Here is a 14,258-nt window from a genome sequence, read left to right on the forward strand (position 1 = left end):
TAAATTGATCTTTGATTACGCCTTTTTTAGTTTAAAGTTAAAGAACGATTACTTTTTGATATTTTTAGTACAGATCCAAAATAATTAACTATTTTCGCGGACTAAATAACAAAATATAATTCTGTTACGCCCTTGAAAAACTTCGAAGAGAAATATAAATTAGTTGTAAAAATAGGAAATGCACTGCATAAATTTGGCTGTTCGTCTTTAAGAGTAGAGACGTATATTCAAGATGTAGCCAAGCATATTGGAGTGGATGTAGCCTGTCAGGTAACAACAAACACCCTAAACTATCAGATAGAAGATCCTGTTACAAAAGAGCGTCAGGTGATCTTGCAATACATACCATTGGGAAGTAATAATTTAGGGAAGCTGGCCGATCTGCATAAGCAAATCCGTAAGGCTTTTAAGGATGGTCATGATTATGAGACCATCACCAAGAATATAGATCAGGTCATCGAAAAAAAGAAGATTTACAACGAGTTTTGTATTGCCTTGGCCTATACGGTTATTCCACCTTCTTTTTTAGGATTAATTGGAGGCAGTTGGGTCACGTTTTTGTTTAGTTTTCTGATGGGTTTTATCAGTTACCTTATCATTAAAGGGGTAAGAAGATTCAATACCTCTAAATATACTGTAGAGTTTTATACGGCTTTTATCTGTGCATTTATAGGAAGCGTTTGTAAGTATTTTGTACCAGAATTAGATCTCATCGAACTGAGTTTGGCATCGGTCATTTTATACGTTCCCGGTTTAACCATATCCATTGCGTTAGAAGAGATTTCTTTTAATCAGTTTAATTCAGGATCCGGTTTCTTTTTCAACTCCATCATGATCTTCTTGAAGTTATTTATTGGGGTTTATCTAGGAATGTCCTTAGGGACTTTCTTCTTTAATTTATCGCCTGATGTGTACATCAATGAGATTCCTAAATGGATGCACTTTATTGCCCTTCCCGCTTTATCTGCAGGTCTAGGTGTGGTATTCAATACAAAGTTCAAAGATTTACTGATTGGTTTATTTTTAGCCGTCATTGCTTTTTGGGGACCTATGATTTTCCAAGAAAATATCGGCTGGATTTTCGGTACATTTATCAGTGCTTTTTTGATTACATTTTTGAGTATTCTATTAAGTAAATGGAAAAACGTTCCGCCATCCGTATATCTATTACAAGGTATCGTGATTCTCGTACCTGGTAGTAGATTATTTATGGGCTTATCGAATCAGTTTAATAACGATCCAATTATTGATAATCCTAGTATAGGAACTTCCGGCTTACTCATGTTTTGTGCCATAGTCGTAGGGATGTTGGTGGCGTATAGTACCTATTATCCTAACCTAGATAATAGAGATGAAGTCATTTAAATAATATAATTTATCTGTGTACGGACGTTGCACTGCAACGTCCTTTTTTATGTGTAGACCAAAAAAGCATAAACAAAAATTGCTTATGCTTTCTACTTCTATGAAATGATTTTTTTATAAACTATTACTAACTTATTTTTTAAAATAGTTTGCTTTAATAGTTAATAACCTAGTATGAATAAAACTGTCCATGGGTAAAAAAATGATATAGTATCTCTGCTTTTATCACTTTGTCTACTGCAATATTACCGCTTTCTTAGTGCGTAATGTTGTGCGTATCTTTCAAAGAATATCTCTTTTTGATATCCGTTTATATATAGCACTATTCCAATAGGTTATGAAATTTTAATTCTGCCTTAAGTATAGAATATGATAAAGAATTGATTGAAAAACGTAGTAACAGAATTCATCCAAAGAGGGAAATAGCAATAAATAGACATATTTTTTTGTAACTTCTGCCCATTAAATAACATCAACTGATATACACTAATTAATGAAAACTATAATTTCTCTTTTTTTGATCAGCTTTATATTTTGCTCTCTTCCACTTTTTGGACAGGAAAGAAGTAAAGTGTATTACTCTAAACTAAAAAACGAAACAATAGATTATTTGGAGTTTTCTCCAGATGGGCGTCTTATGGCGGCAGGCGTTTATGGTGCTGTTCGGGTATACGAAGTAGGGACTGAAATTTTTAAAGATTACAAGACCAATGCGTTTAATCAGACACCCACGTTTGTGGTGTTTTCACCAGATCAAAAACAAATAGCTTTTGGGACTTTTGGTTCGGTAAGAGTATACACTTTAGGTTCAGAAGAATTTATTGATCTTAAAACAAAGGTGAAAAATGAAACACCTGAATTTCTATGTTATTCACCCGACGGAAAATACATTGCCACTGGAGTATTTGGTGCGGTGAGGGTATGGAAATTAGAAGATCAAACGTTTAAGGATTACCCGACAAGACTCAAGAACGAAACACCCACATTTGTCAAGTTTTCTCCTGATGGTAAAAGCATAGTGGCAGGTGTTTATGGAGGGGTGTATAGTTGGGATTTGCTCGTATTCTAAAAGAGTTTGTTTTGATGACTTCAAATTGATCTCCAAAATATTAAAGAAAGAAACTAAAATTTAACTATTGAAAAACACACCATGAAAAAAATTAACCTAAACACTTTAGACCAACTTATACTTCTATCCCTTGATGATGACAAAGGTACTTTCGTTCATGAATACAGCGTATTTGGTTATTGTTTGGCCGGAGCCGCTTTATACGACCTTACTTTGAAAGAAAGAATTAATATTTCAGAGGGAAGAATTAATGTAATTCATCAAGAGGAAACAGGAGATGAAGCTTTGGATGAGTGCCTAAAACTAATTTCAAAATCCAAAAAAGCTCGTAAGATCAATTATTGGATTGATAAGCTGGGTTATAAAGAAAGTGATTTGAAAGGAAGCACACTAAAGAAGCTTCTTGATTTACAAATTCTAGAAAAAAGAGAAGATAAAATACTTTGGTTGTTTACTTACAACAAGTATCCAACTAAAAATGAGGTTCCCGAAGTGTTGATTAGAAAACGTCTGAATGCCATTATTCATGGCGAACAACAACCTATGTCGAACGATATCATGATCATCAGTTTGGTCAATTCTTGTGGATTAAATAAAGAGGTGTACGGTAAAGAGGTAGCAAAGGAGAAAAAGAAAACCATCCAAAAATTGATCAAAGAATTTAAGTTTGCCAACGAAACAAGTCAAGTGATAAAAGAGATTCATGATTTAATTATTGCTTCCTTGGCTTTAGTAGTCATAATACCAACAATGACAGCTTCTTCGAGTTAAATTCAATTGATGTGCTGATACCAAAACGCACAAAAGATAGACAATCAAGTACAGTTTTGTTTGTGGTAGAACGTAACTTTATATCGAAATGAAAGGTTTATTCTGCCAAATTGGAAATACATTATTCCTGTATGGCACTCTACAACAAACAAAACAATGAAAAAATCCTATATATTTTTAGTATTACTCCTCTCTTATTTTGTATCAAATGCTGAGGTGAAACTACCTGCAATTGTCTCTTCAAATATGGTTTTACAAAGAGATACAGAAGTGATGATTTGGGGTTGGGCATCACCAAAAGAAGCCATCAAAATAAAAGCCTCATGGTTGGATCAATCTATTGATATCACAGCCGATAAAGAAGGAAATTGGAAGACCTCAATAAAGACAACATTATCAAAAGAGGAGCAAAGCATCCACCTTTCAAGCAAATCATCTGATATACATTTAGAGAATATCCTATTTGGAGAAGTGTGGTTGTGTTCTGGACAATCGAATATGGAAATGGCCTTAAAAGGGAATCCCGGTCAGCCCATTTTTGGTTCGGTAAAGGCAATTGCTCATTCGAGAAATCCACAGATTCGTTTATTTGGAATACAGAAAAACGGAGCTTCAACACCTTTGGCGGATGTGGGAAAACCAAGTAAATGGGTAGAAGCCTCTCCAGAAACGGTAGCCGATTTTAGTGCGTTGGCCTATTTCTTTGGAAGAGAATTAAATGAGGTTTTGGATGTACCCGTCGGATTAATAAAGACCTCTTTCGGGGCAAGTTTTGTAGAAGCTTGGATAAGTAAAGATGTATTGGAACAATATCAAAAAGTGAAGGAGAATACAGAAGGCTTGCGTCCAAACAAAACACAAACAGCCTTATTTAATGCCATGGTTCACCCAATTATTCCTTACACTATTAAAGGAGCGATTTGGTATCAAGGAGAAAGTAATCGAGAATTTCCAAAGGAATATCAAACACTTTTCCCTGCGATGGTTAAAGATTGGAGAACGAGATGGAACCAAGGAGACTTTCCATTTTTCTTTGCTCAAATAGCTCCTTACCAAGGTAAAGATGAAGGCGATTATTACAACTCACCAAGAAATGCAGCTTTTTTAAGAGAAGCACAAAGTAAATGTGTAGACCTTATTCCGAATTCGTATATGATTAATAATATGGATTTGGGACAAGAAAAGTCGATTCATCCCCCTTTTAAAAAAGAAACAGCCCATCGTTTTGTGATGAGTGCATTACAGCATACCTATAATTATGAATATGTAAATGCTGATGCTCCAATTTTTGAGTCGATGGAACAAACAAAAGCAGGTGTTTTACTGTGTTTCAAACAACTTGGTTTAGGTCTTTATTGTGAAGGTGATATTCCAGGTTTTGAAGTGGCAGGGAAGGACAAAGTATTTTACCCAGCACAAGCTAAAGTACATAAAAAATCAAAAGTGATTGTTACTTGTGATCAAGTGGATGAAGTGGTGGCAGTGCGTTATTGCTGGAAGAACTGGATCAAGGCAAAACTTTACGGAGTGAACATGATTCCAGTAGCATCGTTTAGAACTGATGATTGGGAAATGGCCGAGCAGGCACAATAATATTTATTTGTAGAGACATTATTAAAATGTCTCTACAAAAGTTACCCAGACCCTTTTGCAATATTTAATCGGAACATTTTGACAAAACGGTATTCTAGTTTGTCTTTTTTCTATCCATACATAACAATTACCATGATAGTAGAAGAACTGAATATCAAAAACGAACTAGTACCTCTTTTTAATGCCAATATTAATAGTCATACTAAAGAATATGTGACCAAATTACTTTCTGAAAAATGCAGCTTAAATGAAATAAAGCGAAGACAAAAAGTAATACAAACATTATTGTGTCAAAAGGACTTTCTTACAGGCTATAAATATAATCCTATCTATTTTTCGGAAACCTTAAATCTATCTCAAAAACTAAAAACGAACGTCTTTATTCAAACGACTTTTTTTGGTTTTGAAAGAAGAAATGTACACCCAGATATCGTACCTTGTTTGGTAGGCAATTACTTATTCTTAAATCATTTAAAAAAACTTCTTCTTCGCGTAAGCACTATTGATGTTGAAGAACTACAGTCTTATGTTCGACCTATTCTTAGTTTTATAGAACAGGTGCTGACTTTTGATTTTTCATCAAAGAAAAGTAAAGACTTAAAGAAAGGAATAGACTATATAAGCACTTTAGATTTTAAGCCTTTTTTATCTCAATTATTTGAGTTGGAGAGTTTTATTTCTATTGCTAAAATGACGATTAAAAATGGATTTTCTATACCAAAAATTGGGGCTCAATATCAATTGACAAACAGCTACCACCCATGTATTCCTAATGCAAAAAAATACAGTATTCATTTCGATAAAGGACTTAATATTCTAACGGGAGCGAACATGGGCGGGAAATCAACTTTTCTGAAAACAATCTCGATTTGTACATATTTAGGGAATCAAGGATTCTCCATACCTTCTGAGGCGGCAATTATTCCTTTTTTCGATTACTTTGGAGTACATTTTAATACCAAAGATGATTATCGATTGGCCTCCAGTCATTTTATGCATGAGGTTTTAAGCATCAAGGAGTATTTAGAGAAAAATAATCAAGGGCAACAAGTTTTCGGAGTTTTTGATGAGTTATTCAATACAACTAATGCCGAAGAATCGTACAAACTATTAAAAAGACTTTATCAAGATATCCGTTTGTACGAACAATCTTTTTTGATTGTAAGTACACACCTTAACGTTGATGAATTAACAAATAATAAAAACATCAATTTCTATTACCTCAATACTATTTTGAAAGATGGAAAGGTAGATTTTACCTATCAATTAAAAGAAGGAATTTCGAGATTAAAATTGGGAGAAAGATTATTTAATGAATCTGGTATATTGGAGTTATTGAGCTAAACTAATTAAATTATTGGCTATATATTTTTTGTATTCCATGAAAATATTACTAAGTTTTGAATAGCTAATTTTAAACTTATTGAATATTGACCTATGAATAACTTTTTAGCTAATTTCGAACTTACACATATTGATACCGATTATAAACATGAATACACAAAACAAGGTCAAGAAGGAATTAAACCACTTGCGCATATTAATCAGGTATTAGAAAAATATGGTGGAAGCATTATTGAAAATGGTTTTTTTAGAATTCATACTTTTGGAAGTTCCATATTTTGGTTAAAGGAAATAGTCAGTTTTTTTAAAATCGAAACGGTTACATTTATTCCATTTGCCTACGATTTTTATGGTCGTCAGTATGCATCAAATGTAAATGATGACACCATTACCATGTTTGATCCTTCTGATGGAGAAAAGTACTTTTTAGATAATATGCCCATATCAGAATTCTTTAATGAGTTTGTGGTCGAAAATAGAGAAGAACCATGTGGGTATTCGGATTTTAAATCTTTAAGTAACTTATACGGTGAAATATTAAGAAGTTCAGATTGCCTAGGTTTTAAAAAGCTATTATTTCTAGGGGGAGAAGATGAGTTGGAAAACTTAGAGGTGCAAGATATGGAAATGTATTGGGAATTAAATAAGCAATTAAAACATCAAACGGATGTTTAATTAATAATAAAAAGAAGACTACTTAGCTTTAGTATATTCATTTTGATATTAAAGTTGACTAGTCTTTTTTATGTTTCATGTATTATACTAACTTCGCCAAAACTAATTATTTACTACTTTCAAAAATCAATGACTAAAATGAGAACATGCAAGCTTCTTCTATTTTTACTTCTATCGTACCAGACTTTTTCTCAAACAAAAACTACTGACTTGGTTTTAGGGGAAAAGTTAAAGTTTCCATCTGAGATTTTATCAGACACTATTGAATGCTGGATTCGAGTACCTGATCAATTCACGAATGCTCAAACAAAGATTGACTCTATTGCACTTTTAATGCTTTTGGATGGAGATGAATATTTTAGGATGTCATCTGATATTGCAGAGCTCTATGAGTGGTCGAAAAAGATGCCACTGACTATAATTGTTGGTTTACCTAGTACAGGAGAGAGCAGATATAAATACTATACACCAACAAACGTGAAAAGTAATAAGAGTGTGCAGGATAGCCTTTTATATGCGCAGACAGGTCATTTTTCTGATTATGAGCAAGCTTTAAAGAAGGAACTTATTCCGGCTTTGGAAAAACTGTACAATGTGAAATTTAATGCTAAAACGATATTTGGTCACTCCAACGGAGGAATAGGCGCATTATCATTTTATACCTCCAAGGAAAAAGTATTTGATAAATTTATTGTTGCAAGTCCTGCTCTTTTATGGGATGATTACTATTTGCAAAAACAAATTGATGATCAGAAAAGGACAGAATCAATTTACCTTACTTTAGGCACCAATGGTTGGGACTATTCTTTAGAATCGTATAAAGTGATATGCGAGAAACTATCGAAAACAAACAAGAATTTTAAGTTTCAGGTCAACCCCCAGGAAAGTCATGCGACAAATGGATTACGCTCTCTATTAGATGGATTGTATTATGTTAATTTGAAAGGAAAGGAGGTGCAGTAGTTTTTCTTTCCAAGATGATGACTTTCTATCATAAAACTTCCTATTTTTGCCAAATTAACGAATCATATCAATTCGAGACAAACTAAACTTCGGTAACAAAATATGAAATTTAATACGACAAACTCGTCGAATATTCTTTTTAATAAAATTACTCGACCATTCTTATTAATCGGTGCTTTTGTTTTGTTGTGTAGTCATGATCTATACATCAAAATGGAAACCTATTTCCTAAAGCCTAATCAAGAAGCTACTTTGAGTTTATACAATGGTACTTTCGAGAAAAGCGATAACACAATAGCCACTGACCGTTTATTAGATGCTTCGATAACAGCACATGGTAAAAGATCATCAATTGCTGATGACCAATGGAAGGATCAGGACAGTACCATTACTCAATTCACTTTTAAAGCAGGAGAGGAGGGGACATACATAGTCGGCGTTTCGACGAAGGCCAGAATCTTGAAACAAACGGCGGAGTCATTTAACGGATACCTAAAACATGATGGTGTATTAGATATGCTTCATCAACGTGAAGAAAATAATACACTGAATGAGGATGTTGAAGAAAGTTATCAGAAACACGTAAAGGCGATCTATCAGGTAGGTGATACAAAAACAGAAGATTGGAAGACGGTTTTGGGATATCCTATTGAGTTTGTTCCATTAGAAAATCCATACGACAAACATACAGGAGAAACGTTAGATATTCAGTTGTTATTGGATGGTCAACCTTTGGCCAATCAATTGGTGTATGCAGACCATGTAGCGAATGCACATTCCCATAGTCATGGGCATCATCATGGAGAACATGGACACACTCACGACCACGACGATGAAGAGCATTCGCATACCAACGGACAAAGGTTCCGTACAAATAACAATGGTGTTTTGACACTCCACCTTACGGAAGACGGTATTTATTACCTTCGTACCATTCATATGGTAAAAGTGGATGCGAATAAAGGGTACACTCATCAGTCGAAGTGGTCTACATTAACATTTGAGGTGACCCACCAACATGGAGCACATACACATACTCATGATAATGAAGACGAAATCTCTACTTGGATTTTCGTATTGGCAAGTGTGATCATCATTGGTATATTATTTATGTTTTTCAGAAAAAAGGACTAAGTATGAACGCAAATATTAAGAAGGCATTATCACTTTTGTTCTTACTTCTACCTTTTGTAAGTGTAGCGCATGATGTAACAAGTGCCGATCAGGAAATTCTTAGAAACGGAGGTCTTTTTGCCTACATACACGTAGGAGCAACGCATATGCTTACAGGTTACGATCACTTATTGTTTCTTGCAGGTGTTGTTTTCTATTTAACGGGCATCAAAGATATATTAAAGTTTATCACTGCTTTTACGATTGGTCATTGTATCACGTTGATAGGTGCTACCTACGCTGGCATCACCGCCAACGAACATTTAATAGATGCAGTCATCGCATTGAGTATTCTATACAAAGGATTCGAAAACTTGGGTGGTTTCGAAAAGCTGAAAATAAAATCGCCTAACCTCCTCTTAATGGTCGTGGTCTTTGGACTCATCCACGGTTTCGGTTTATCCACAAGATTGCAATCTTTCGAAAACGGAACCGAAGATCTATTGGCAAAAATCCTATGTTTTAACTTAGGTGTTGAATTGGGTCAAGTATTGGCATTAATTCCAATCGTTGCCCTTTTCACATTGGCAAGAAAACACAAACAATTTCCCGCCTTCTACAAAGCAGTCAATTGGTATTTGATCATTGCCGGAGTTTTCTTGTTTTTGTATCAGATGTCGGGATATTATTCAGGGCATTAAGATATAATACTTAAAAAAATGAGACTAAAACCCCAATGAGATTATTCTTGTTGGGGTTTTATTGTATAGAAAAATTATTTTAAATTTTAGCAGAATAGCCGTGTATTACTCGTTTAATACTCGGCTAATAAAATTGATTATTTTATTTTTGTATATCAGATTATATGTTCATTTATGCCTTGTTGTGGTTAAATAGGGCTATATGAGTGTATTTTGCTGGTTTTAGGTAGGTTATGGTATTTGTATTCTATATTAGTTTTATTATTTATCAACTTTGAATATTTAAAGTTGTTTGGTAAATTGGGGAATATTTATTACTAATGGATATATGCCATATGGTGTATATCCGGAAAATTTGGACGGATAAACGCCATTGTGTTTATCCAATGTTAGGCACAAGTAGATCGAATGAAGTGGATTAAAAACATAGAAGACTTTACAGAGCATATTTTTAGCACAAAAGAAAGAGCAGCAAAACGGCATTTAAATAGTAAGAATGCTGAAAAACCTCGTGAAGTATTTGAACGCACTTGCCAATTAATTGCTGACGAATTGAAAGATATAGGATTCACCTATTATCCTAGTCAACACAAATTGAAACTTGAAAGCGCTGACAAAAAATACATCTTGTTTATAAATTTTTCATCGAATCGAGATAACGTTGCTGGACAATATGTCGAACTATCAGCCGTATTCTACATTGAATCTAAAGACTTAAAAAAATATTCTAAAAACCATCCTCTTTTGAATTATTGGAATGAAACAATGATTGGAAGAGACATAGGTTCATTAGTCAAAGGTGGAGAAGGAAATATTATTTGGAATCTTGCCGATAAAAATGATTTTGAAAATGCGGTTTTAATAATTCCCCAAACGACAAAAGAAAACTTGATTAGTGTTTTTGAAGACTTCCAAGATTCAGAAATCATAGCGAAGGAAATTGAAAGGGATAATTTTGAATTAAATAATCCAATGACTACAGTTCAATATCTTCTAATGCTAAACAAGCAAAGTATAGCTGAAAAATACCTATCAACGTTTTTGACTCGTAAGCCGGAGAAGATTCTAGAAGATTATAAAAAAGCTGTTGAGCAATTTAAAAATGAAGGAATTCCTAGTGAATTCATTCACGGCATGGGGTATGGCTATGAAGTTGCTCTTCTTGAAACTGAATATGAACTAAAGATAAAAGTGCCTAACATCAACTAAACTCCAATCACGGTTGACGCAACCGCTCACGTAGTTTAGTCATCACGTTGGCATGCATGCAGGAGAACCGAACTACCATAGAACTGTAAATGAACAAGAAAAGAGTTACATATCAAGAAAGAGCTGAAAGATTAGCAAAAGCGGTTGATATTGCAGTTAAGATTTTAAATGAATCAGACCGATTTCATAATGACTCCAAAACACCGATGATTAATTTGTGCAATCAGATTAAGCAAATGGCACTGAACCCAGAACCACAGTTTAAAAAAGTTGCAAGTATTAAATATCTAGAAAATGATTTCTTGACTTATTGGAATGAATCGGCAGATAAGGAAGTGGATAAGTTTTGGACTGAATTGTATAAAAATGGGATTGACTTTGAGAGAAAAGATACAATTAAAACAGTTCTGAAAAGAGGAAAGATAAAAGACATCTACGAATATGACAACATTGTCGATAATATTGTTGTAGCTGAACAAATTGGTCGGATTAATAAGGAACAAACGACTGAATTAAGTCAAATGATTGGGGATTTTGAGAATCGAAATAAAGGGAAAGATTTATAAGCCATGAAAATAAAAGATTTGATTTTTATTGCAGCTTTGTTGATTGGACTTTATTCATGCAAGCAGACTGAAATAACATTTGATAAAGAATTATGGAGCAAGAATGTTGATGGATTCTATGAGCATCGAGAAAATATGATAAAAGACTTGATGGAAAATGAGCTGAATAAGGGAATGGCGTACAAATCAGTTATTGACCTTTTGGGTAGACCAGCAAATTTTGCAAACTTGGATTCAAATACAATCGGATATGAAGTTTTCGTTGATTATGGTTGGGACATTGACCCTGTTGAGACTAAGACTCTTTTCATTGAGTTTACATCAGATTCTACGATTACGGAATTAGAATTGAAACATTGGAAGAAGTGAAATGATAAAGCACGACATGCCAACAATGTATAAAAAACATAAGTGGTTCAGTGGCTTATGGAACATTTGTTCATTTAATCAGCTCCGCCAAATCTGCGATTTGACGGTTTGTTTTAAAACTTTAAATTTGTGTCTAATCGCAAATTTGGCTCAGTGTAAATTGACAGGTAAGTGCTTCGAAACTACTTACGTTTCTTATACGAGCCGTTAGCCACAATAACCACTTCATAAAGCAAATGAGAAAAAGTAATATTTTTTGGATTATTTTTTTATCCTTCATTTTTTCAAGTTGTAATGATTCGAATAATATACCTTACCATATTAATGAAATAGAATTTTTAAATGGGAATATTAGAGTAATTTCCTTTTCATCAAAAAGTTGGCATACAGACAGTACAAATTACTATTACAGTAAAAATCATGAGCTTGAAAAAATATTAATTTTTAGTAATAGAAAAGTTATTACAACTTATTGTAAACATTGGCTAGACCCAAATAAAAATTCAATCTATTTTGGTACCCTAGATAGAGACAGTTTATTTGATGGTTATACAATCGTTAAGAGAAATATTAATAATCTACCTGAGATTTATGATTCATATTATCATGGTAAGAAGATCGCACGAACAAAATTCAATTATGGAAATAATAAAATCTTAGGAAAAGAAGATTTTACTCTAAAGGATTCTACAGAGAGAATTTTCAACTATATTTATAAAAGTAATATTCTAGTAAAAAAAGAATGTAATACTGGTATTCATAAGGTATTTTCGGATTATGAGTTTGATCACTTAAGAAATCCTGTTTCATGGAAAGAAGGATATTATGATGGTAATAAATTAAAGGGTAATCTCACTCAAGTGCATAGAAAATATACTTACTATTAAACTTTTAAAAGTGGCTAACATCAACTAAACTCCAATCACGGTTGACGCAACCGCTCTCGAGTTTAGTAATCGCGTTAGCGAGAATCATGAAAAGTATGAACAGAATAGTTTTATTGTTCTTAATTTCGAATACGTTTTATTTTAAGGTACTTGGTTGTGAATGTTCTACTGAAACTTTAGAAAAAGAAATAAATGAAACCTCAGTAATCTTTATAGGAAAAGCTATAACAGTTTCAACGGAAGATGGATATGAAAACCGAACGACTTTTGAAGTATTAGAAACCTTAAAAGGGGAGTTTAAAAACGAGATGACAGTCGTCTCAGAATCTTACAGTAGTTCATGTGGTTATTCTTTTGATATTGATTCATTGTATATTGTTTTTGGAAGATTTAATAGTCTTGGGGAATACAAAATTAGAACTAACTTATGTACGAGAACTGGACATATATCAAGAAGTACCGATTTAATTCGAAAATTGAAAAAGCTTGGTAATGAAATTAATTCGATTAACTTAATTGATACTCATATACTGTATAATGAAATTTGGAAAGATGAAAAATTTATATGGACAGACGAATATAGTGAGCTCTTACTATCAAATTCAGAAGAGTTAGATCTAATTGAGTCTAGTCTTACATATTGTGAACCAGATTCGACATTTCTACAAAATAAAATTGATTCACTTAAGTGGATTAATCGGAAAAATAAAATAATAGTAGGCTTCGAAGTAAATCAATTTGGAGAAACATCTAACTTTTTTGTGTTTCCTAATAGGAATACAAATAAACACTGTCAAGAAATAGCAATTCAATTTGTGAAAACTTTAAAACCTTGGAAACCTGCAACAATAAAAGGTATAAAAGTTAGATCCAATGGCTATTATGAGGTTGACTTTTCAAAATGTAAATCTCGCTAACAAGGGGCATATTGCACAGGTCGGTTGCGACGCAACCTGCCTGCGACACCATGCCCGATACATTGGGCATCATCAAGTAAAAAAGTGAATTGGCTTAAAAGGAAAATAGAAAAACCACAATTTGACTTGGCTGAATATGGCAAGCTAAAGCTCGATAAGAATCGAAACGGATTTGAATGGTTTGGACGTGTCAATATGGCAATTTCAAAAGCCTCGATTGAATTAACTATTGAAGTGGAAAATCAAAATGATCCTTCTAATGAACAAATTGAGCTGATTCAAGACTTTGAAAAAAAATGGCAAACCACGAGTCACAAGTTGTTCGAACATATGGAAGAATGTTTTCGCGATTCGAAATGGGAGAAAGATAAAAATGAACTACAGAATATGTATTTCTTGTCAGCTATTGATTTAAAAAGAGATAACTCAGAATGGTGGATTGTAATGGAACCAGAATTTGATGTTACTTCTATTTTCAACTTCTTGCCAAGATTCACTTTGAAGAATGATGAAATAATTTGGAGTAATTTAAAATAGAAAACGATGCCCAATAATTAGGGCTTAGTTTGGTCTGAAAGACCTAAAATTAAGCCCTAGTTGAACAAAGGCGGTGGGTTACACATCCGATGTCTGTATGGAATTTAGGGTAGACTTTTCATTGATATGAAAGGTCTTTTTTATGATTTATTTTTCAACCATTCTTAAAACAGTCTTCT

General features: G+C 33.3%; 15 protein-coding genes. All 15 read left to right on the plus strand.

The genetic code is table 11. The annotated features are described in order from the left end of the window. The first annotated feature begins 132 nt into the window (after nucleotides 1-132). The 15 genes from KMW28_RS23895 to KMW28_RS23965 all read left to right on the plus strand — a co-directional run bounded on the left by KMW28_RS23895 (nucleotide 133) and on the right by KMW28_RS23965 (nucleotide 14,079). Complete coding sequence (locus KMW28_RS23895; RefSeq protein WP_169661884.1) at nucleotides 133-1,365, plus strand: threonine/serine exporter family protein; 1,233 nt, start codon at nucleotides 133-135, stop codon at nucleotides 1,363-1,365. A gap of 493 nt (nucleotides 1,366-1,858) precedes the next feature. Next, nucleotides 1,859-2,434, plus strand: a complete 576-nt coding sequence (locus KMW28_RS23900; protein WP_169661883.1) for a WD40 repeat domain-containing protein — start codon at nucleotides 1,859-1,861, stop codon at nucleotides 2,432-2,434. 81 nt (nucleotides 2,435-2,515) lie between these two features. Further along, the gene (locus tag KMW28_RS23905; protein WP_169661882.1) at nucleotides 2,516-3,205 is read left to right on the plus strand and encodes a GOLPH3/VPS74 family protein; all 690 of its coding nucleotides are present in this window, start codon (nucleotides 2,516-2,518) and stop codon (nucleotides 3,203-3,205) included. Nucleotides 3,206-3,361: 156 nt separating this feature from the next. Continuing rightward, nucleotides 3,362-4,798 carry a sialate O-acetylesterase gene (locus KMW28_RS23910; protein ID WP_169661881.1) on the plus strand — a complete coding sequence of 479 codons (1,437 nt, stop codon included), beginning with the start codon at nucleotides 3,362-3,364 and terminating at the stop codon, nucleotides 4,796-4,798. 132 nt (nucleotides 4,799-4,930) lie between these two features. Further along, the gene (locus tag KMW28_RS23915) at nucleotides 4,931-6,142 is read left to right on the plus strand and encodes a MutS-related protein (protein WP_169661880.1); all 1,212 of its coding nucleotides are present in this window, start codon (nucleotides 4,931-4,933) and stop codon (nucleotides 6,140-6,142) included. Nucleotides 6,143-6,235: 93 nt separating this feature from the next. Continuing rightward, entirely contained in the window at nucleotides 6,236-6,817 is a 582-nt protein-coding gene (locus tag KMW28_RS23920) for a T6SS immunity protein Tdi1 domain-containing protein (protein WP_169661879.1), read from the plus strand. Between the two features lie 138 nt (nucleotides 6,818-6,955). After that, on the plus strand, nucleotides 6,956-7,780 hold the full coding sequence (locus KMW28_RS23925; RefSeq protein WP_169661878.1) for an alpha/beta hydrolase: 825 nt from the start codon (nucleotides 6,956-6,958) through the stop codon (nucleotides 7,778-7,780). Nucleotides 7,781-7,882: 102 nt separating this feature from the next. Further along, the gene (locus tag KMW28_RS23930; protein WP_169661877.1) at nucleotides 7,883-8,914 is read left to right on the plus strand and encodes a DUF4198 domain-containing protein; all 1,032 of its coding nucleotides are present in this window, start codon (nucleotides 7,883-7,885) and stop codon (nucleotides 8,912-8,914) included. A 2-nt stretch (nucleotides 8,915-8,916) separates the two neighbouring features. Beyond that, nucleotides 8,917-9,594 carry a HupE/UreJ family protein gene (locus KMW28_RS23935; RefSeq protein WP_169661876.1) on the plus strand — a complete coding sequence of 226 codons (678 nt, stop codon included), beginning with the start codon at nucleotides 8,917-8,919 and terminating at the stop codon, nucleotides 9,592-9,594. A 408-nt stretch (nucleotides 9,595-10,002) separates the two neighbouring features. After that, entirely contained in the window at nucleotides 10,003-10,803 is an 801-nt protein-coding gene (locus KMW28_RS23940; protein ID WP_169661875.1) for a hypothetical protein, read from the plus strand. Between the two features lie 89 nt (nucleotides 10,804-10,892). After that, on the plus strand, nucleotides 10,893-11,369 hold the full coding sequence (locus tag KMW28_RS23945; protein ID WP_169661874.1) for a hypothetical protein: 477 nt from the start codon (nucleotides 10,893-10,895) through the stop codon (nucleotides 11,367-11,369). Between the two features lie 3 nt (nucleotides 11,370-11,372). Next, nucleotides 11,373-11,738, plus strand: coding sequence for a hypothetical protein (locus KMW28_RS23950; RefSeq protein WP_169661873.1), 366 nt, complete (start codon nucleotides 11,373-11,375; stop codon nucleotides 11,736-11,738). A 236-nt stretch (nucleotides 11,739-11,974) separates the two neighbouring features. After that, a complete protein-coding gene (locus KMW28_RS23955) occupies nucleotides 11,975-12,625 on the plus strand; it encodes a hypothetical protein (RefSeq protein WP_169661872.1) in 651 nt (216 codons plus the stop codon). 95 nt (nucleotides 12,626-12,720) lie between these two features. Then, on the plus strand, nucleotides 12,721-13,542 hold the full coding sequence (locus tag KMW28_RS23960; RefSeq protein ID WP_169661871.1) for a hypothetical protein: 822 nt from the start codon (nucleotides 12,721-12,723) through the stop codon (nucleotides 13,540-13,542). Nucleotides 13,543-13,626: 84 nt separating this feature from the next. After that, entirely contained in the window at nucleotides 13,627-14,079 is a 453-nt protein-coding gene (locus KMW28_RS23965) for a hypothetical protein (RefSeq protein WP_169661870.1), read from the plus strand. The last annotated feature ends 179 nt before the right edge of the window (nucleotides 14,080-14,258 follow it).

Source organism: Flammeovirga yaeyamensis (genome assembly GCF_018736045.1).
In the GTDB taxonomy this organism is placed as follows: domain Bacteria; phylum Bacteroidota; class Bacteroidia; order Cytophagales; family Flammeovirgaceae; genus Flammeovirga; species Flammeovirga yaeyamensis.

Bases quoted from the DNA above. Each gene is read 5' to 3' on its own strand.
- KMW28_RS23900 (WP_169661883.1), top strand. From the start codon at position 1,859: ATGAAAACTATAATTTCTCTTTTTTTGATCAGCTTTATATTTTGCTCT.
- KMW28_RS23905 (WP_169661882.1), top strand. From the start codon at position 2,516: ATGAAAAAAATTAACCTAAACACTTTAGACCAACTTATACTTCTATCC.
- KMW28_RS23910 (WP_169661881.1), top strand. From the start codon at position 3,362: ATGAAAAAATCCTATATATTTTTAGTATTACTCCTCTCTTATTTTGTA.
- KMW28_RS23915 (WP_169661880.1), top strand. From the start codon at position 4,931: ATGATAGTAGAAGAACTGAATATCAAAAACGAACTAGTACCTCTTTTT.
- KMW28_RS23920 (WP_169661879.1), top strand. From the start codon at position 6,236: ATGAATAACTTTTTAGCTAATTTCGAACTTACACATATTGATACCGAT.
- KMW28_RS23925 (WP_169661878.1), top strand. From the start codon at position 6,956: ATGAGAACATGCAAGCTTCTTCTATTTTTACTTCTATCGTACCAGACT.
- KMW28_RS23930 (WP_169661877.1), top strand. From the start codon at position 7,883: ATGAAATTTAATACGACAAACTCGTCGAATATTCTTTTTAATAAAATT.
- KMW28_RS23935 (WP_169661876.1), top strand. From the start codon at position 8,917: ATGAACGCAAATATTAAGAAGGCATTATCACTTTTGTTCTTACTTCTA.
- KMW28_RS23940 (WP_169661875.1), top strand. From the start codon at position 10,003: ATGAAGTGGATTAAAAACATAGAAGACTTTACAGAGCATATTTTTAGC.
- KMW28_RS23945 (WP_169661874.1), top strand. From the start codon at position 10,893: ATGAACAAGAAAAGAGTTACATATCAAGAAAGAGCTGAAAGATTAGCA.
- KMW28_RS23950 (WP_169661873.1), top strand. From the start codon at position 11,373: ATGAAAATAAAAGATTTGATTTTTATTGCAGCTTTGTTGATTGGACTT.
- KMW28_RS23955 (WP_169661872.1), top strand. From the start codon at position 11,975: ATGAGAAAAAGTAATATTTTTTGGATTATTTTTTTATCCTTCATTTTT.
- KMW28_RS23960 (WP_169661871.1), top strand. From the start codon at position 12,721: ATGAACAGAATAGTTTTATTGTTCTTAATTTCGAATACGTTTTATTTT.